Origin of the sequence: Aquirufa regiilacus, assembly GCF_032470275.1 — a bacterium.
GTDB classification, from domain to species: domain Bacteria; phylum Bacteroidota; class Bacteroidia; order Cytophagales; family Spirosomataceae; genus Aquirufa; species Aquirufa regiilacus.
In genome coordinates, this window is sequence record NZ_JAVNWW010000001.1 from 1 (window position 1) to 19,065 (window position 19,065).

Here is a 19,065-nt window from a genome sequence, read left to right on the forward strand (position 1 = left end):
GAGAAGTTAAGCCCCGCACCGCTGATGATACTGGGATCAAACCCGGGAAAGTAAGTAAGCTCCAAGTTATTATAGAAGACCTGCACCAAAAGTGTGGGTCTTTTTTTATGCCCTACAGTCGCTAGTCACTAGTCGCTAGTTGTCAGTCGCTAGTCGCTAGTCTCTAGTCGACAGTCCAACGGAAAACCTCTTACCTCTTACCTCTTACCTCTTACCTCTTAATTCTTAGTTGTCAGTCGCTAGTCATCAGTGGGCAGTGGTTAGTCCGGAGGGAATTAGTACGAAGTCCGAAGGGAGTTAGTCGTCAGTTATCAGTGGGCAGTGGTCAGTCCAGAGGGAATTAGTCCGAAGTCTGAGGGATGTGGGCTTACCTCTTCACTCTTCACTCTTAACTCTTAACTCTTAACTCTTAATTCTAAGTTTTCGGTCGCTAGTCGCTACTCGACAGTCCAACGGAAAACCTCTTACCTCTTACCTCTTAGTTGTCAGTCGCTAGTCCGAAGGGAGTTAGTCGTCAGTTATCAGTGGGCAGTGGTCAGTCCAATGGATTCACTCTTACCTCTAAACTCTTACCTCTTAATTCTTAACTCTTCATTCATACCTAGCAAGATGTTCGAGTGAAATAGGTCCCAAATTCCAAAGTCTAAAGTCCAACGTCCAATGTCTACTTATTACATCCCCTACAAACGCCTTGAATCAATAAATTACTTTCCTGCTTAATAAAATACTCAGGTAATATGATCTGTGGAATATGCACAGTCTCTAAACATGTTGTTTGGCCGCATTGCGTACACTTGAAGTGTACATGATCGTGCTGATGTTGGTGTGTATCTTGGTGGCAAGTATCATGACATAAGGCATATTTGATACTCCCTTGGTCATCTAATACTTTATGAAGTAATCCACTAGATAAAAATGATTTTAAGGTCCTGTATATAGTGACGCGATCAAATTCCTTCGATAAGGTTTGTTCGATGTCTCCCTGACTTAATGCATAGCCTGCTTGTTGGAATGCGGTTAATACCGCTAGCCGACTCTCAGTTGAGCGTAATCCAAATTGATCTAAACGAATTTCTGGTATGGATGCCATTGTTATGCCTGTAAATACTCTGTTTGTAATGCCACCATATTACGATAAACGCCATTTTTGATCTTCATCAAGGCATCATGATTTCCCTGCTCCAATATTTTTCCCTCCTCCATCACAATGATTTGATCCGCTGAGCGTATCGTTGATAAACGATGCGCAATAATCAAACTGGTTCGGTTTTTCATCAACTCTTCTAAAGCCGACTGAACCCATTTTTCTGATTCCGAATCTAACGCACTTGTCGCCTCATCCAAAATTAAAAACTTTGGATCACGCAATATTGCTCGTGCAATTGCTATTCGCTGACGCTGACCGCCTGATAATTTTACCCCGCGTTCTCCCACCAACGTTTCCCATTTCTCAGGGAACGATTCGATAAATTCTTTGGCAAAAGCTTGTTCTGCCGCAAATTCAATTTCTTCTTGACTTGCCCCTGGTTTACCATATGCAATGTTTTCACGAATGGTTCCCCCAAATAAGAGTACTTCCTGTGGTACAAGTGCTAGCATTCCCCGCCAATCACTCACAGAATATTCTTGAATGTTCCGACCATTTAATTTGATTTGACCTGCATTGGGTTCATAAAAACGCATCATTAATTGGGCCAAAGTGGATTTACCAGTCCCCGATGTTCCCACAATCGCAATCTTTTGGCCTGGTTCAATATCGATGGAAATGCCTTTTAATATCTCTACCGATGGGCGACTTGGGTATGAAAAATGTACATTTTCAATCGTGATTTTTCCAAATTCAATCGCCTTAGGTGATTCTTGTGAAACCAAATCGATCTCTGAAGGATCTTCTAAAATCTCCAAGATACGATCCGATGACCCAATCGTCTTTTGCAACTGCGCATAGATATCTCCTAAACCACCTACCGATCCTCCAATGAATGCCGTATAGAAAATAAAGGTCAATAAATCAGCCAATATCATATCACCCTGCGCAACCAATGCAGCCCCATACCACACAACACCAACAATTCCCCCGAACAAGGCGAAAATGACAAAGCTTACAAAGGCTCCCCGCATCGTTGCTGCCTTTAATGCGGCTTCAATCACGCGATTTAAAGAGCTCGTGTAGCGATTGACCTCATAGGACTCATTTGTGAATGATTTAACTGCCTGAATCGATTGAAACGTCTCCTCTACAATAATGTTCGTCGCCGCCAATTCATCTTGTGATTTTTTGGAAATCTTCCGAATGAACTTGCCAAATACAATCGCCGCAACGACGAGTACCGGGAAGGTAGCCAACATAAATAGCGTCAATTTCCATGACAAATACGTAATCAATGCGATTCCTCCTACAAGTGTAAATACTTGTCGGAAAAACTCGGCTAATGTAATCGATAACACATCTTGCAATTGCGTGATATCTGACGTGATCCGACTCATTAATTCCCCCACGCGTCTTTTTTCAAAGTGAAAAATAGGCATGGTGATTATCTTGGCATATAAGTTCTTGCGCACATCTCGCATAGCCTTTTCAGAAACTTGCGCGAAAGTATAAATACGTAGAAATGATAAAATCGCTTGAATAATTAATACCGCGAAAAAGAATAGGGTTACTTCATTAATGTGGTAATTCGATTTGCCCTCGATTACCTTTGTCATTTGACCAATCAACAAGGGGAAACTCATCGTTGTCAAGTTTGACAACAATAAAAACAACATGCCCGTGATAAAGGTCCACTTGTATGGAATGACAAACTGGAATATTTTCAAAGCCTTTTTCAAGCCTTGCTTATCCACTTTTACCTTATCCTTTGGTTCAGGGCCTGAACCAAAACTCTCATGTCTTTTTGCCATTGGTTTTATTCTTTTTCCGGCTCTCCACGGTAGCCCGATTTCAGAAATAACTGATTGTAATCGGGATCTGTCATTAACTTCGTGAGTGTAAGCTTTGGATTTTGTTTCCAGTATCTATCTACAATGCGCCATCCTAACCACCGACCAATCGATCCCGGACATGCCGGTCCAATCTCTGGTGTTTTGGGGCGCTCTCCCAAATATTTATTTTTCGTTAATTCTTCTTGATTGAACAACAATTTCTTATCGATGAAATGTTCCCAAACCTCCTTTTGGAAGGCGTTTGTTTCGGTTAATTCTTGGCTTGTGTAACCAAACAATAGCGAATCGGCTAATTCAGGTAATATCTTCTTCGTGAAAACAAAGCCTTTCCCATACCAAATCATATCACTTAACAAGGTATGGTCATCCTCATTTTGACGATTAACAAAGGCTGAATACTGTAAGATGACTTGGCCAACAAGCGCTTGGGGTTCTAATCGGCGTAATTGATAATCATAGACTCCAGGAGGCACGTATAATCCCTTTTTGCCCATGAAAAAATCTAAACCAATGACAATTAAGCTGTCGGAGACTTGTAAATGTTGGGCTGTGAATTCACCGCCCACGCCACCAAAACCCGAGAATACCGTCCGGATTTTAGGCGTTCTTAATCCAGGGAATTCTTGTTGAATACGCTCAAATGCCAAATGTAATTCCTTCTCCAATCGATCGCCACCAAAAAAAGCGGAATCTTGGCTCTGCTTGTAAAAAGCTTGTAATGAAGGGTTTTGGTATAATTGATATAAGTCGCGCGCCAGGAAAGGGGTCTTTTCGGGCGGACAACTGAAATAGCCAATCCCAATTTCCGGATGCTTCTTCAAGATGGAATCAATTGCCTCAGCCGATTTAGCTTCGGCTAATGACCTGTCTAATCGTTGCATATCCCATTTGATTTTGGGTGCACTTTGTTCTTTTTCAGACTTCGTACACTGCCAAAAAAATAAAGCCAAGAAAACGATTAGTATCCTTTTCATTATCCCAATCGAGCTAATAACTCCTGCAATGATTTGATTTTGTTTTCCGCATCCGAAAGCTTTTGACGCTCCCGTTCCACTAAATCAGCTTTCGCATTTTGTACGAATTTTTCATTCGCTAATTTGGCCTCTACCGACTTTTTGAAACCCAATAGGTATTCCAATTCCTTCGCTGATTCAGCTTTTAAAACGGCTGGATCTTCATCGCTGGCCATCGGAATGAAGAATTGATCCGATTTTACCACAAAAGTTTGCGCATCTACGATGGGTTCAGATATGAATGTGATCGATTCTAAATTCGCTAATTTTTGCATGATTGCCTCAACAGCTGCATAGGCTGCTGGTTGCTCCGACTTAATGCAAAGAGGTAAAGCCAACTTGGGTGATAATTGTTTCGAATTACGGATCTCACGCACCTTCGTTACCACCTCGAACATCGCATCAAATTGGGCAATCAAAGCCTCATTAGCAACGCCTGCTTTTGGAAATTCAGCTGTACAAATTGTCGCGTTTACAGCTCGCGTATCAATCGCCTGCCAAATTTCTTCCGTAATAAATGGCATATACGGGTGCATTAAACGCATTAAGGAATCGAATAAGCCAAGTGCTGCATCCAAGGTATCCGCATGAATTGGGCTTTGATAAGCGGGCTTAATTATCTCTAAGTATTTTCCACAGAAATCATCCCAAACCAAATTGTATATGCTCAATAAAGCATCCGAGATACGGAACTTGCTGAAGTGATCCTGAACCTCAAGGATTGTTTGGCTTAATTTTGATTCAAACCAAGCCGTTGCTAGTACATGCTCGGGTAAGGATGTACCTGGAACTACCTCGAGCCCTTTTAATAAACGGAACGCATTCCAAATTTTGTTAGAGAAATTTCGTCCTTGTTCACATAACTTATCATCAAACAATAAGTCATTTCCTGCTGGTGCAGAAAACAATAATCCTGAACGAACACCATCCGCTCCGAAACGTTCAATTAATTCCAACGGATCTGGAGAGTTTCCGAGCGATTTGGACATCTTTCGCCCCTGTTTATCGCGTACAATTCCCGTCAAATATACATTCTTGAATGGCAATTCATCACGCCACTCATAACCCGCCATAATCATACGTGCCACCCAAAAGAATAAAATATCGGGTCCAGTGACTAAGTCATTTGTTGGGTAATAATATTTGATCTCTTCATTGTCCGGATTCTCAATGCCATCAAATACCGAAATAGGCCATAACCAAGACGAGAACCACGTATCCAACACATCGGGATCTTGTGTTAAATCATCTTCAACTAACGCGAATAATTGGTATTTGTCACGTGCGATGCGCAAGGCTTCTTGCTTGTCTTTCGCAACAATCACGGTGCCGTCTTCCATGTAGAAAGCAGGGATTTGTTGGCCCCACCACAATTGGCGTGAAATACACCAATCGCGTACGTTTTCCATCCATGAACGATACGTGTTCTTAAACTTCGCTGGATGTAATTGAATATTATCATTCATGACATTGTCTAAAGCTGGCTTCGCCATCTCTTCCATTTTCATGAACCATTGCAAGGATAATTTTGGCTCGATCACCGCCCCTGTTCTCTCGGATGTTCCAACGGTCGATTTGTATTCTTCTGTTTTAGCTAAATAGCCTTCTTCAGTTAGTTGTTTAATGATGCGTTTGCGCGCTTCAAAACGGTCAACGCCTACGAATAGGATAGCCTTTTCATTCAAAGTCCCATCGTCATTTAATAGATCAATAACAGGCAACTTGTGTTTTAAGCCTAATTCATAGTCATTTAAGTCGTGTGCAGGGGTTACCTTTAAACAACCCGTTCCAAACTCCGCTGTAACGTATTCGTCGGCAATAATCGGGATCTCACGATCAATCAATGGGATACGAACCTTTTTGCCATGCAAATGCAGGTAGCGCTCATCAGTTGGGTTAACGCAAATGGCTGCATCCGCCATAATGGTTTCAGGACGAGTCGTTGCAATCGTTACAAATCCAGAACCATCTACAAGTGGATAATTGATGTAATGCAATTTGGCCTGAACGTCTTTGTAGATTACTTCTTCGTCTGATAAAGCTGTTTTTCCTTGCGGATCCCAGTTGACCATACGCACGCCTCGGTAGATTAATCCTTTGTTGTACAAACGTACAAAGGTGTCAATCACCGCTTGATATAAGGATGGCTCCATCGTGAAACGGGTACGATCCCAATCACATGAAGCGCCTAATTTCTTTAATTGATCGAGGATAATTCCTCCATACTTATCCTTCCATTCGAAAGCATGTTTAAGGAATTCCTCGCGTGTAATGTCTTTTTTCTCAATGCCTTTTTCCTTAAGCATCGCCACGACTTTCGCCTCAGTTGCGATCGAAGCGTGGTCTGTGCCCGGTACCCAGCAGGCTTCCTTGCCTTCCATACGCGCTTTTCGAATCAACACGTCTTGAATCGTGTTGTTGAGCATGTGTCCCATGTGCAATACGCCCGTCACATTGGGTGGAGGGATGACGATGGAATACGCCTCCTTGTTGGGATTTGGCTTAGAAGCAAAGACCTTTTGCTCTAACCAATAGGCGTACCATTTTTGTTCAATTTCCTGCGGGGCGTAATTCTTATCAATCATAAAAGCGTATGAGTATTTATAGCCTACAAAGATAATTGATTTCAACTAAAGGAGGGGGTGGAATTTAAAACAATTCGCTGTAATTTTGGTTAAAATCCAAATTACAAATTATGGGAATTCTACTTTGGTTGGGGACATTTTTAGGAATGGAAGGTGTTGCTTGGTTTACACATAAATACATCATGCACGGAATCATGTGGAACTGGCATGAATCCCACCATGTGCATCACAAAAACCTATTAGAGAAAAACGACCTATTTTCAGTTGTATTTGGGGTTTCTTCTACAGCTACGATTATCATCGGAGCTGAAATTCCAGCTTATTGGCCTTTGTTTTACATCGGATTAGGTATCGCAACCTACGGAATATTCTATTTTATCTTTCACGATATCATCGTGCACCGCCGCGTTAAAATCAAATATAAAGCGGGTTCGGCTTACATGAAGCGCATTATGAAAGCGCATTACGTGCATCATGAGGTGCATACAAAAAAAGGCGCAGAGGCTTTTGGATTCCTCTACGCCCCTAAAAAATATCAATAGATCTATTGAACGAATCCTACGCCAACGGTCGAGTTAGAGAATTCATCGATTAAAATAAATGCTCCATTCGCAGGGTTGTTTGCATAAACATCCGCGCTAATCGGCTGTGCCGTGCGTAATGCAATGCGACCAATTTCATTCAGTTTCAAGGAATCAACCCCTTCCGTTGCCGTTTGAGCAACAACATCCAATCGCTCCGTAATCTGCGAAATCTTTGCCTTCGTGATGTTAATGCCGTGCTGTAATAAATAGGTTTTTCCCGGGGTAAGGGCTTGATGATCAAGCCAACAAACCTGCGCCGAAAAGTCTTTTAACTGTGGAGCGTTCGCTTCCGAAGCTAGTACAATCGTATTGCCTCGGGAGATGTCGATGTCGGTAGATAAGGTAATCACCACCGAATCACCCGCTTTGGCATTGGATAATTTCGACTCAAATTTCTCGATCGTTGCGATTGTGCTTTCCTGACCTGTTGGGAGTACACGAATTTCATCGCCCACTTGGAATGTGCCTGAGCTGATTTTTCCAGCGTATCCACGGAAGTCGTGGTAGGCTTCTGTCATAGGACGAACGACAAATTGAACCGGAAAACGTGCTGGGGCATGTGCCAATGTCTCCGCATATTCAAAAGCCTCCAGTTCCCCTAAAAGTGTATTGCCCGTAAACCAAGGCATATGCTCCGCTTTTGTCGTAATGTTTTGACCGTAAAGCGAAGAAATAGGCAAGAAACTAACCGCTTGACCTTCGAATGTCGTTTGCGCAACAAGGTCCGATAAGCTAGCCTTAATGGCTTCAAACGTGGATTCTTGGTATTGCACCAAATCCATTTTGTTGATGCATATGATCACTTTGGGAATGCGTAACATGGCTGCGATCGATAAGTGACGAGCCGTTTGTTCGACCAATCCTTGGCGGGCATCCACCAAAATCAAGGAAACCTTCGCATTGGATGCGCCTGTAACCATGTTTCGGGTATATTCTACGTGACCTGGCGTATCGGCAATGATGTATTTGCGGGTCGGAGTAGAGAAATAAATATTGGCTACATCGATCGTGATGCCTTGCTCGCGTTCAGCGATAAGGCCATCAGTCAATAAAGAAAGGTCTAAAAAGTCCAGCCCTTTACGTTTCGACGCCGTTTCAAGCGCTTCGATTTTATCTTTGGTAATCGAATTTGTTTCGTATAATAAGCGACCGATCAAGGTACTTTTCCCGTCATCGACAGAACCTGCGGTTGCTATGCGTAATATATCCATTGTCTTTCTTCGCTTGATTAAAAATACCCTTGTTGTTTCCGTTTTTCCATCGCTGCCTCGGAGCGCTTATCGTCGATACGTGCTCCTCGTTCTGAAATTTCAGCAGATAAAATCTCCTCGATGATGACATCGATTTCCGTTGCTTCAGATGCGACAGCTGCTGTACAAGTCATGTCACCCACGGTACGGAAACGAACCGTTGCCTCAAATGGAATCTCGTCTGCCTCTTTGTTTAGGTGTTCTGAATCTGCCCAAAGCATGCCATCGCGTTCGATGACCTGGCGTTTGTGTGAAAAATAGATGGATGGGATTTCCATGTTTTCTTCCTTGATGTAATTCCAAACATCTAATTCTGTCCAATTGGAAATAGGGAAAACGCGAACATTTTCGCCTACGGCAATGCGGCCGTTCAACATATCAAATAATTCTGGGCGCTGGCGTTTAGCATCCCATTGGCCGAAGTCGTCACGAACCGAGAAGATACGCTCTTTGGCTCTTGCCTTTTCTTCATCACGTCGAGCGCCACCAATACAAGCATCAAATTTGAATTCTTCGATTGTGTCAAGTAAGGTTACGGTTTGTAATACGTTTCGAGAGGCATATTTGCCTGATTCTTCCTTGGCCTTACCTTGGTCGATGGAGTCTTGAACATAGCGCACGATTAATTCCGCGCCCGTTTCTTTAGCTAACCAATCTCTGAATTCGATGGTTTCGGGAAAGTTATGTCCCGTGTCAATGTGTACTAAGGGGAATGGAATTTTACCTGGATAAAAGGCCTTTTGTGCCAAGCGTACCAAGGTAATGGAATCCTTTCCTCCTGAAAATAATAGGGCAGGGCGCTCGAATTGAGCGGCCACCTCACGCATGATGTAAATGGATTCGTCCTCCAGTTGGCGTGGGAAATGTCCGATTTTATCGTTTAACTTATTCATATGCTACGATTAGGCGTGTAAACCACATTCTTTTTGCGAATTTTCCCACCACCAGCGACCCGCGCGTGGGTGTTCTCCTACCGCAATGGCACGTGTACATGGTGCACATCCGATGGAGATGAAGCCTTTTTTATGTAAAGGATTCTGAGGAATTTTATATTCAGCTAAATAATTTTCCAAGGTCTCAAATGACCAATCAATTAATGGATTGATTTTATATAGATTTTTCTGTGCATCCCATTCGATCATGGGCATATCAGCCCGATTATCTGATTGTTCGGCACGTAAGCCCGTAATCCATACATCAGCCCCTTGTAAGGCACGATTAAGGGGTTCGATTTTCCGGATGAAACAACATTCTTTTCTATTTTCTACGGACGTGTAAAAGGAATTAAAGCCTTTTGTTTCAACTAGGTTTTCTACCGCCGCTGTTTGAGGAAAGTAGGTTTTCAGATTGAAGCCTAACTTTTTTACGGTTAAATCAATGAGTTCGTAAGACTCCTGAAATTGTCGGCCTGTATCCAGCGTGAAAATTTCAATAGCCAGTTTTTGCGAAGTAATGGCGTGGGTTATGGCTTGATCTTCTTGCCCAAAAGAGGTAGAAAAGACGATTTTTTTCCCAGCGAATAGTGCAGCGATTTTCGTTAGTCTTTCCGCTAATGTGGCTTTTTGAAGTGTATTTTCGAAATTTTCTGGTACCATTTAGTTGAAATTTTCACAAAGATATACAAAGTCTATATAATTGCTATACTATGAGAAAAAATAATATAGAATGTTTGAAAACTTTTATAAATTGAAATGAGTTTAAAGACCATGCGGACAGGAAACGAAATCGTGTTAGATCAAGCCACAAGCAATGAGGCAGAAATGTATTTGGATTTACGTAATCTGAAGCATTTGGTGCGTCATGGCGAAGGCCAGCGGCTCGAGTTCAAAATGAAGGTTAAGTTCCCCGAGAAGATCGTTAAAGAGCTTGTTGCATTCGCGAATTCAGATGGGGGGCATTTATTTGTAGGCGTTTCGGATGATGGTCAAATCGAGGGGTCTAAGTTTGTGGACGAGGATCAGTTTTTACTCGAAAAAGCAATTTCTCAATATTGCTTCCCAGCCTTTACTTATCATGTGTATCGAATTCCGCTAGAAAACGGTCGGGCGGTATTAGTTTATCAGGTCTTTGAGAGTGTGGATAAACCTCATTTTGTCCAATTGGAAACGGATCCCAATCCGGTTTGCTATGTCCGTGTCAATGATCGCACGATTAAAGCGAGCAAGGAGATGAAGCAAATTTTGCGCCGGGAAAATGAGGAGGGATTGTCTTTCGCTTATGGAGATACGGAGCGCTGGTTGATGGAATATCTGCGTGCACATGAGCATATTACCTTATCAGAATTTGCTTTACAATGTCAATTGCCTGCATGGCTAGCTTCCCGCAAGTTGGTTCTCCTGGTATTAAGTCGGGTCCTGAAAATTGAACCCGGAGAAAATCAAGATCATTATTCGCTGCGATGAAAAAAGGAATATTCGTGTTGGCCTTTTTATCATTTGCCTGTTCGAAAGAGGCAAATGACCCGACTGTTATAGCACCGGGACCTAGTATAAAGGTTTCCTCCTTTGATTTGATGCAGGATAAATTATTGACGCCAAGTTGCGCGACTGCAGGGTGTCATTTGTCCACGAAAGATGCGAGTTTCGCCCAGCATGGATTGGTATTAGCTAAAGGGACTTCTTATGCCAATTTGGTGGGAGTGGCTTCGGTGAATGCGATAGCCTTGAAGAATTCGGTCATTCGAGTTCGAAAGTTTGCTTCGGGTGAGAGTTTATTTTTTCACAAACTGAATTGGGACTTAAGTCATCATGGGCTTGTGAGTTATGGTACTCCTATGCCACTTGGTGGAAAGCCAATAAGCAAAGGCCAATTGGCCTTTGTGCAAAAATGGATTGATGCGGGTGCCCCTGCGACGGGTGAAGTAGCTGATGCCGGTTTATTGGATGATACCACGCCGAGTTACGTGGAAGAGGCCAATTTCACGCCTTTGCCCTCACCGGCTGAAGAAGGTAATTCAGGAATTCAATTGAAAGTTGACCGTTTCGTCGTTCCGCCCAATTTTGAACGCGAATTATTTGTGCGTCGGCCCCTAAATAATACTGCACCGGTGTATATCGCTCGGATCAAATTAAAATCGAGAGCCAATAGTCACCACATGGTCTTGTATGATTTTCGATCTAAATCTTTATTGCCTAACCTGGATGAATTGCGAGATTTAAGAAATTTAGACAACTCTTTAAATATTGGGACTGTTATTCAAATGTCCAATCATATATTTTTGGGTGGTGGTACGGATCCGAATTCGGATTATCGTTTTCCAGCGGGTATGGCCTTGCAGTTGCCCGTGAATGCGTCGATTGATTTGAATCCGCATTATTTCAATAAGACTTCTGAGAATTTGTATGGCGAAAACTATGTGAATTTATATACTGTTCCAGCAGATCAAGTCAAGCAAGTTGTCAAAATGATTGATTTTAACGTCACGAATTTCACATTGCCTGCGAATCAAAAAACGACGATCACGCGCGATTTTAAATTTGATAAGCCCGTAGCGGTTGTTTCTTTGACATCTCATTTCCATGCCCGAGGAAAGCTATTTCAAATAAAGATTAAAGGTGGGCTCCGTGATGGGGAAGTCATTTACGAAAATACCGATTGGGCACATCCGAAGGTTATCAATTATGATACGCCTATATTGTTACAAGCCGGTGAGGGATTAACATCGGTTGCCACCTATTTGAATGATACCAATAAAGATCTCGGATTTGGTCTCACATCTGAGGACGAAATGGATATCATTTTTGGCTATTATTATGAGCGTTAAATCCCAAGCATTCAGGCTTTTGGTGAAAAGTTTTCGAAAGCTATTTGATATCTAAAACATTGAATTATATTTGCCTCCGCTTCTTGAAATATTTCAAGAAATTACACCAAAATAGTACAATTTTCTGCAATTTTTGCACTCTAACCATAAACGATTCTGCTTGGATAGATATTTACTCCCCTAGGTTATAATGGAACACAAACACAAGAATAAAATGACGGCTGCCGGGTTATTGGTAGCCATGGGAATTATCTACGGTGACATTGGTACTTCACCGCTTTATGTGATGCAAGCCATCATCGGAGACAACCCAATTAATGAGTTAACGGTATTAGGCGGATTGTCTTGCATTTTTTGGACGTTGACACTTCAGACTACACTGAAGTATGTAATCTTGATTTTACGGGCTGATAATAAGGGTGAAGGAGGAATCTTTGCCCTTTTTGCATTAGTTCGTCGGCATGCCAAATGGCTCACATTACCCGCGATTATCGGTGGTGCAACCTTATTAGCCGATGGTATCATTACCCCTCCCATTTCCGTATCATCTGCGGTAGAGGGTCTTCGTATGTTACATCATCCTGATGGGACACCGTTTGTTACGGATACCGTTCCTTTGGTGATTGTCATTCTAACCGGATTATTCTTGTTCCAGATTTTGGGTACGAAGATTGTAGGTAAATTCTTTGGCCCTATTATGTTGGCTTGGTTTTCGATGTTAGCCTTGACGGGTATTTTAGGGATTCAAGATGACTGGACGATTTTACGTGCGGTTAACCCGATGTATGCATGGGAATTGTTGACGACTCATCAGGCTGGTACTGCTGGTTTTTGGAGTTTGGGTGCCGTTTTCCTTTGTACAACAGGGGCAGAGGCTTTGTATTCGGACTTAGGACATTGTGGTCGTGAGAACATTCGTGTCTCATGGGTGTTTGTCAAAATTGCTTTATTACTTCAATATTTCGGACAGGGTGCTTGGTTGTTGTCTCAAAATGGAACCTTGCTAGGTGTTCAAAAGCCCATCTTTGAATTGTTGAAATCTGAATTAGGGGTTCAGTTTCTTTTCTCGGGCATCATGCTTGCAACTTTGGCGGCAGTGATTGCTTCTCAAGCTTTGATCTCAGGTTCCTTTACGTTGATTTCAGAAGCGATTCGTTTGAACTTTTGGCCTCGCGTTCGCTTGATTTATCCATCTGATCAAAAAGGGCAATTATACGTTCCTTCCATTAATTTATTGCTTTGGATGGGTTGCGTTGGCGTTGTTTTGTGGTTCCGCGAATCAGCAAATATGGAAGCGGCTTATGGTTTAGCCATTACGATGACCATGTTAATGACAACTTCGCTGATGGCTTATTACCTGCACATCAAGAAAATTGACATGTGGTGGATCTTGTTGTTTTTGGTTGTTTATGTGTCGTTGGAAGGCGCATTTTTAGTGGCCAACTTGCAGAAATTCTGGCATGGAGGTTACGTTTCGCTATTTATTGCTGGGGTTATTGTCTTGTTGATGTGGGTTTGGTTCCGCGCGACGCGTATTAAAAAGAAGTTGACCGAATACGAAAAATTAGCGGATTACATTGAGCCATTGAAGGAATTAAGTAAGGATGAAACAATTCCAAAATATGCGACGCATTTGGTATTTATGTCCAATGCCGCGCGCGTAACGGATATTGAATCAAAGATTATCTATTCTATTTTTCAACGCCGTCCTAAAAAAGCGGACATCTATTGGTTTGTCCATGTGGATACCATGGATGATCCATATACGATGGATTACAAGGTTACTGTGATTGAGCCAGATGATATTATCAAGGTCAATTTCAAGCTGGGCTTCCGGGTGGAGCAACGCATCAACTTGTATTTCCGGAAGGTTGTGGAGGAAATGGTTGCTCGTGGCGAAGTGGATATCACATCGCGTTACAAGTCATTAAACGAGCAAAATGTGATTGGAGATTTCCGCTTTGTCGTTTTAGAGAAATTCTTGTCTTACGATAATGAGATGCCATTGCTAGACCGTTTGGTGATGAAAGCACACTTCTTTGTGAAGCAGTTTACGCACTCGGAAGACAAGTATTTTGGTTTGGATAGTGATGCGGTGAAGTTGGAAAAAGTACCTTTAATTATCAAACCGATTACGAAATGTAATCTGAAACGAATCGATTAATATGGCAACGATATTTACCAAAATTGTGAATCGCGAGATTCCTTGTCACTTGATTGCAGAAGACGATCGATTCATGGCTTTCTTGGATGTAATGCCGCTCGTGGAGGGACATGTCTTAGTGATTCCCAAACAGGAAGTTGATTACATTTTCGACTTAGATCCTGAGCTATTGGGCGACTTGATGAAATTTGCCCAACAAGTGGCTCCAGCCATTAAGAAAGCCATTCCATGCAAGCGTGTCGGTGTTGCGGTGATAGGCCTTGAAGTGCCTCATGCGCACGTGCATCTAGTGCCGATGAATCGCATGCTGGACATCAACTTTTCGCAAGAAAAATTAAAGCCCTCGCAAGAATCATTAGCTGCTACTGCTGAGAAAATTCGTTCTTATTTACTTTAAGAAACCTTTCAATTTATTCATTTCCACTTGCGGATTCGCCTTCTGATATACGATGTTGTAAACAGCTTCGATGATCGGAAGGTGAATGTTGTGTTGGCGTGAAATCGAATAGATACTTCGCACGGCATAATAGCCTTCGGCAATCATGTTCATTTCGATTTGCGCTGATTTGACGGAATATCCCCGACCAATCATATTACCAAAAGTCCGATTTCGCGAGAATTGCGAATAGGCGGTTACCAACAAATCCCCTAAGTAGCCTGAACTATTTAGATCGCGATTCGTCTCGGGATAAACGGCATCCAAGAATATTTTGATCTCTTGCATGGCATTACTTACTAAAACGGCCTGGAAGTTGTCGCCAAATCCCAAACCGCGCGTGATGCCACACGCCATCGCAATGATGTTCTTAATAACGGCACAATATTCAACGCCATATAAATCCTCGATGGCATGCGCCTGTAAGAAACGGCTATTTAATAGATTTGAGAAGGACTGTGCCACGGCCAAAGAGGGCGAAGCAATCGTTAAATACGATTGTTTTTCAAGCGCAACTTCCTCCGCGTGACAGGGTCCTGCAATCACACACGTTTGACTAATGGGTACATTGAATGCTTTTTCCATCCAGTCGGTGACCAGTAAATTCTCCTCTGGAATCATTCCTTTGATGGCAGAAACAATCTTCTTGCCCTCAAAATGTTTGCTATTTAAATCCTTTAAGGTTTCGGGAATGAATGCCGCTGGAACGGCTAAAATAATGTATTCGACACCGGAAAGGGCTTCCGACATCTTACTGTAGGTCTTTACTTTGCGGGGATTGATGGCCACATCCGTTAGGTAACTTGGGTTGTGGTTGTATTTACGAATGAAATCAACGTCCGATTTTCTGCGAATCCACCACTTGATTTTTACCTGGTTTTCCGATAAAATTTTGACAAGTGCTGTTGCCCAACTACCTCCACCAATCACTGCAACTTGCGTGGGAATCTTCTTTTTTAATTCTTCTAATTGACTCATAGCTGTAAAATTACCTATTAAATTAAAAATTAGCTGAAACAATCAGAAAAATTGCCAAATTTGTTTCTTGCAAGGCCAATGCTGTTGCACAAAACTAAACCTATGAAAAAACTATTACTACTCCTATTCTTAGGGGCGAACTCGCTTGCTTTTTCACAAAAAACGACACAACCATTACCTGAGCATCCCAGGCCTGATCTATTGCGAACCCAATGGTTGAATTTAAATGGATCCTGGGATTTTGCTTTTGATTCGACCTTTGTCATCCCGACTAAATTTGCACATAAAATTCAGGTTCCGTTTCCATGGGGTTCTAAACTTTCAGGAGTAAAGGATGAAGCCGATGTGGCATGGTACCACCGGACATTTCAGGTGCCTGCTGCGTGGGGTTCTAAGCGAGTATTTTTGAATATTGGTGCTTCGGATTGGCATACTTTGGTGTATGTAAACGGAAAATTTGTGGGAGAGCATAAGGGCGGTTATACCCCGTTTGATTTCGATGTGACCTCATTTATTAAGGCAGGCCAAACGCAGCGGGTGGATATTCGCGTCGATGATAAACGACGGATGTTTACTTTGTATGGTAAACAGGGCTATGGGAATGCACGAGGACTTTGGCAGACCGTTTATTTAGATGCACGTGGTGCTGATTACATTGACCATTTTGCGGTATACCCAAATATTGATAAGGGCACAGTTCTCATCAAAGCTTATTTAGGGGGTGAAGCTTCGAAAGATTCACAGTTGAGCCTAAAGCTTTCGAATGGGCAATCAGCTATAGCTCTTGTGAAAAAGGGTTCAACTATTGCGGAACTCTCGTTGCAATTGAAAAAAGCACATTTATGGTCGTTGGAAGATCCTTATTTGTATGATTTGACTTTAGCATTGGGCTCGGATGAGGTGCATGGGTATTTTGGGTTTCGGAAGATTTCTGTGACGCCCCTTCCAGGTTCGAAGATTCCGTACATCGCGTTGAATAATAAGCCCATTTATGTGCAATTGGCATTGGATCAAAGTTATCATCCCGATGGATTTTATACCTTCCCGACCGATGCATTTATGAAAGATGAGATCATTCGAAGTAAACGGATTGGGTTGAATGGGATTCGGACACACATCAAAGTGGATATCCCGCGTAAGTTGTATTGGGCAGACAAATTGGGTTTATTAATTATGTCGGATTTACCTAATGCATGGGGGGAACCGGATGCGGATATGCAACGCGAATCAGAATATACACTGCGGGAAATGCTGAAACGCGATTTTAATCATCCGGCCATTTTCTCTTGGATTACATTTAATGAGACTTGGGGTTTATTTACGCATGTTGATAAAAAATCAATTTACACGCCAGAAACACAAAAATGGGTGGCATCGGTTTATCGTTTGGCCAAATCTTTGGATCCAACGCGTTTAGTAGAAGATAATTCAGTTTGTTGTGGACGCGGGCATACGGAGACAGATATTCAGTCATGGCATGCATATCAGGCTGGATATGAGTGGGACAAATTAATGGACGATCAGTCGAAAAATTTGTTTCCGGGAAGTCAATGGAATTTTGAAAAGGGATATGTGCAAGGTTCCCAACCGATGATTAATTCGGAGTTTGGGAATGTTTGGGGGTATCAAGGAAGTACGGGCGATGTGGATTATACGTTTGATTACCACAAGGCGATGAACTCATTTCGGAATCATCCGAAGATGGCGGGTTGGTTGTATACAGAACATCACGATGTGATTAATGAGTGGAATGGCTATTATAAATTTGATCGAACAGAAAAGCAAACGGGTTTAGATGCTATTGTTCCGGGCATGAGCTTGAAGGATTTGCATGGACCTTTTTATGTGTCGACTGGGCAGGAGATTACCTGGGCAGGGAAGGCCGGCCAAACGGTGAAAATTCCTTTGCATTTATCTTCCATGACAGATTTGTCGGGGGATTTACGTTTAAAAATTTCATTCGCAGGCGTTACCGCATGGGGTGAAAAGCAAAACCATTGGACCAAAGAATTGCCCCTACATTTTGCTCCATGGGATGTGAAAGCCTTGGATTCCTTGGCTGTGGTTTTGCCCAAAGATAAGTCGGTGAATACGCTATCCTTTGTCTTAACGAATGCATCAGGTAAGGTATTACACCGAAACTTTGCACATATCATCGTGGAGGAAGGGAACTTGAAACCATCGAATCCTAAAATGGAATTTGTCACTGTACCTGTGGAGCGATTTAGTGCTTCATTATTTCCCGACAAACAATGGTCCGGAGTTTTAGGTCATAAAGTAAATGGGGCAGGGGCCGGCTATTTCGAATATGAGTTTCCGATTTCCGGGTCTGATATTTCCGAGGTTCGTTTTATGGTGGAGGCGTCGTCCAAACCTATTTTAGGGAAAGATCGCTCGGATGCTGGAAAAATGGATGGAGATTACATGCTTGGGAAAGGAACTTTTGATCCAGGAGTCAATCCAAACGCGTATCCGCAAACGGATGTTTATGCTTCTCCGGCTAATTTACGTGTTTCGGCGAATGGCATAAATGTCCTAGAAACGGTGTTGGCGGATGATCCTTCGGATCACCAAGGCATCTTATCATGGCATTACCAAGCTCGAAATAATAAATTGGATGAAGCGGGAACCTATGGCTATTTAGTGCAGGGCCTAATTCCACCGGCTGCCTGGCAAGTTGCATTGAAAACAGGAAAATTGGTGCTTCGTTTTGAATCAAAACGCGGAGGATTAGCACTTTATGGGGATCAATCAGGGCGTTATGTGACAGACCCGAGCATCTTGATTTTGCGAAAGTAAATTATCAAACTCTTGAACTTTTTCCCCACTACCTTTGCCAAACCTTGGAGGATTGGCAAAGGTTAATTAGACCCCGAATTGTTGGAGATGGTGGTCGATATGTTTATACAACAGATTGTTCCATTCCGTTGCTGAAAGCACCCCTAAACTTAACGAAGGCGTGGCAGCTAATTTTTCGGTGCCCATTTCTTGAATGGTTTTTATGTATCCTTTCAATCCCTCTTTTTCTTTTTCGAAATCATATTGATCCGTACGAATGAAACTCGGTGCGGTAGGCAAATTCTGTTTATAAGGGACCTCATTAATCATGGATTTTTTAAGAAATAATTTCAAAATAATGCGCATGAATAAGGGCGGTTGGTCTGTATTTGTCCCAAGAATCTGCTCATATGGGACTGCGCAATGCGAAAGCATTTGGCCTACGGTCATCTTACCCCAAAGCCCCTGAGTTTGTGGGTTTAGCAGATCTATTCTACGAAACAATTCCGCTGTTGTAGACGCAAGGTAAATGGATGGATATCCCATAAAATTATCAGTTAGTTGAACTTTT

At 42.4% G+C, this 19,065-nt stretch carries 15 protein-coding genes; 6 read left to right on the plus strand and 9 right to left on the minus strand.

Annotation, left to right across the window (positions count from 1 at the left end; genetic code table 11):
• Positions 1-664: 664 nt before the first annotated feature.
• From PQG45_RS00005 to PQG45_RS00020, 4 genes are read right to left on the minus strand one after another with little or no spacing between them, the layout of a single operon-like run.
• Positions 665-1,090 (minus strand): Fur family transcriptional regulator, encoded by a 426-nt coding sequence (locus PQG45_RS00005; protein ID WP_315577433.1) that lies wholly within the window; start codon positions 1,088-1,090, stop codon positions 665-667.
• 2 nt (positions 1,091-1,092) lie between these two features.
• Positions 1,093-2,901 carry an ABC transporter ATP-binding protein gene (locus PQG45_RS00010; protein ID WP_315577432.1) on the minus strand — a complete coding sequence of 603 codons (1,809 nt, stop codon included), beginning with the start codon at positions 2,899-2,901 and terminating at the stop codon, positions 1,093-1,095.
• A gap of 5 nt (positions 2,902-2,906) precedes the next feature.
• Entirely contained in the window at positions 2,907-3,917 is a 1,011-nt protein-coding gene (locus PQG45_RS00015; RefSeq protein WP_315577431.1) for a gliding motility protein GldB-related protein, read from the minus strand.
• Positions 3,917-6,541 carry a valine--tRNA ligase gene (locus PQG45_RS00020; protein WP_315577430.1) on the minus strand — a complete coding sequence of 875 codons (2,625 nt, stop codon included), beginning with the start codon at positions 6,539-6,541 and terminating at the stop codon, positions 3,917-3,919. The genes PQG45_RS00015 and PQG45_RS00020 overlap by 1 nt, the downstream gene beginning before the upstream one ends.
• Before the next feature lie 110 nt (positions 6,542-6,651).
• On the opposite strand from PQG45_RS00020, the gene PQG45_RS00025 reads away from it, so the two are divergent.
• Entirely contained in the window at positions 6,652-7,083 is a 432-nt protein-coding gene (locus PQG45_RS00025; protein ID WP_315577429.1) for a sterol desaturase family protein, read from the plus strand.
• A 2-nt stretch (positions 7,084-7,085) separates the two neighbouring features.
• On the opposite strand, the gene PQG45_RS00030 is transcribed toward PQG45_RS00025, so the two are convergent.
• Genes PQG45_RS00030 through PQG45_RS00040 form a run of 3 tightly spaced genes read right to left on the minus strand, consistent with a single transcriptional unit; the run spans position 7,086 to position 9,970 of the window.
• Entirely contained in the window at positions 7,086-8,336 is a 1,251-nt protein-coding gene (locus tag PQG45_RS00030) for a sulfate adenylyltransferase subunit 1 (RefSeq protein WP_315577428.1), read from the minus strand.
• Positions 8,337-8,353: 17 nt separating this feature from the next.
• The gene (gene cysD, locus PQG45_RS00035; protein WP_315577427.1) at positions 8,354-9,268 is read right to left on the minus strand and encodes a sulfate adenylyltransferase subunit CysD; all 915 of its coding nucleotides are present in this window, start codon (positions 9,266-9,268) and stop codon (positions 8,354-8,356) included.
• Between the two features lie 9 nt (positions 9,269-9,277).
• Positions 9,278-9,970, minus strand: a complete 693-nt coding sequence (locus tag PQG45_RS00040) for a phosphoadenylyl-sulfate reductase (RefSeq protein WP_315577426.1) — start codon at positions 9,968-9,970, stop codon at positions 9,278-9,280.
• Between the two features lie 96 nt (positions 9,971-10,066).
• Between PQG45_RS00040 and PQG45_RS00045 the strand changes: the two genes are divergently transcribed.
• The 4 genes from PQG45_RS00045 (at position 10,067) to PQG45_RS00060 (ending at position 14,699) form a co-directional block, all read left to right on the plus strand.
• Entirely contained in the window at positions 10,067-10,777 is a 711-nt protein-coding gene (locus PQG45_RS00045; protein ID WP_315577425.1) for an AlbA family DNA-binding domain-containing protein, read from the plus strand.
• Positions 10,774-12,138: a hypothetical protein gene (locus tag PQG45_RS00050; protein WP_315577424.1), complete on the plus strand. Its 1,365-nt coding sequence runs from the start codon at positions 10,774-10,776 to the stop codon at positions 12,136-12,138. The genes PQG45_RS00045 and PQG45_RS00050 overlap by 4 nt, the downstream gene beginning before the upstream one ends.
• A 190-nt stretch (positions 12,139-12,328) precedes the next feature.
• Complete coding sequence (locus PQG45_RS00055; RefSeq protein WP_315577423.1) at positions 12,329-14,302, plus strand: KUP/HAK/KT family potassium transporter; 1,974 nt, start codon at positions 12,329-12,331, stop codon at positions 14,300-14,302.
• 1 nt (position 14,303) lies between these two features.
• Positions 14,304-14,699 carry an HIT family protein gene (locus PQG45_RS00060; protein ID WP_315577422.1) on the plus strand — a complete coding sequence of 132 codons (396 nt, stop codon included), beginning with the start codon at positions 14,304-14,306 and terminating at the stop codon, positions 14,697-14,699.
• Here the strand turns inward: PQG45_RS00060 and PQG45_RS00065 are convergent.
• On the minus strand, positions 14,691-15,716 hold the full coding sequence (locus PQG45_RS00065) for an NAD(P)H-dependent glycerol-3-phosphate dehydrogenase (RefSeq protein WP_315577421.1): 1,026 nt from the start codon (positions 15,714-15,716) through the stop codon (positions 14,691-14,693). The genes PQG45_RS00060 and PQG45_RS00065 overlap by 9 nt on opposite strands.
• A gap of 102 nt (positions 15,717-15,818) precedes the next feature.
• On the opposite strand from PQG45_RS00065, the gene PQG45_RS00070 reads away from it, so the two are divergent.
• Positions 15,819-18,515 carry a glycoside hydrolase family 2 protein gene (locus tag PQG45_RS00070; protein WP_315577420.1) on the plus strand — a complete coding sequence of 899 codons (2,697 nt, stop codon included), beginning with the start codon at positions 15,819-15,821 and terminating at the stop codon, positions 18,513-18,515.
• A 66-nt stretch (positions 18,516-18,581) separates the two neighbouring features.
• Here PQG45_RS00070 and PQG45_RS00075 read toward each other — a convergent pair whose 3' ends face one another.
• Positions 18,582-19,040 (minus strand): DUF1569 domain-containing protein, encoded by a 459-nt coding sequence (locus tag PQG45_RS00075; RefSeq protein WP_315577419.1) that lies wholly within the window; start codon positions 19,038-19,040, stop codon positions 18,582-18,584.
• Between the last annotated feature and the right edge of the window lie 25 nt (positions 19,041-19,065).

Coding starts and splice junctions, on each gene's coding strand:
- PQG45_RS00005 (WP_315577433.1), bottom strand. CDS start 1,090: ATGGCATCCATACCAGAAATTCGTTTAGATCAATTTGGATTACGCTCA.
- PQG45_RS00010 (WP_315577432.1), bottom strand. CDS start 2,901: ATGGCAAAAAGACATGAGAGTTTTGGTTCAGGCCCTGAACCAAAGGAT.
- PQG45_RS00015 (WP_315577431.1), bottom strand. CDS start 3,917: ATGAAAAGGATACTAATCGTTTTCTTGGCTTTATTTTTTTGGCAGTGT.
- PQG45_RS00020 (WP_315577430.1), bottom strand. CDS start 6,541: ATGATTGATAAGAATTACGCCCCGCAGGAAATTGAACAAAAATGGTAC.
- PQG45_RS00025 (WP_315577429.1), top strand. CDS start 6,652: ATGGGAATTCTACTTTGGTTGGGGACATTTTTAGGAATGGAAGGTGTT.
- PQG45_RS00030 (WP_315577428.1), bottom strand. CDS start 8,336: ATGGATATATTACGCATAGCAACCGCAGGTTCTGTCGATGACGGGAAA.
- cysD (WP_315577427.1), bottom strand. CDS start 9,268: ATGAATAAGTTAAACGATAAAATCGGACATTTCCCACGCCAACTGGAG.
- PQG45_RS00040 (WP_315577426.1), bottom strand. CDS start 9,970: ATGGTACCAGAAAATTTCGAAAATACACTTCAAAAAGCCACATTAGCG.
- PQG45_RS00045 (WP_315577425.1), top strand. CDS start 10,067: ATGAGTTTAAAGACCATGCGGACAGGAAACGAAATCGTGTTAGATCAA.
- PQG45_RS00050 (WP_315577424.1), top strand. CDS start 10,774: ATGAAAAAAGGAATATTCGTGTTGGCCTTTTTATCATTTGCCTGTTCG.
- PQG45_RS00055 (WP_315577423.1), top strand. CDS start 12,329: ATGGAACACAAACACAAGAATAAAATGACGGCTGCCGGGTTATTGGTA.
- PQG45_RS00060 (WP_315577422.1), top strand. CDS start 14,304: ATGGCAACGATATTTACCAAAATTGTGAATCGCGAGATTCCTTGTCAC.
- PQG45_RS00065 (WP_315577421.1), bottom strand. CDS start 15,716: ATGAGTCAATTAGAAGAATTAAAAAAGAAGATTCCCACGCAAGTTGCA.
- PQG45_RS00070 (WP_315577420.1), top strand. CDS start 15,819: ATGAAAAAACTATTACTACTCCTATTCTTAGGGGCGAACTCGCTTGCT.
- PQG45_RS00075 (WP_315577419.1), bottom strand. CDS start 19,040: ATGGGATATCCATCCATTTACCTTGCGTCTACAACAGCGGAATTGTTT.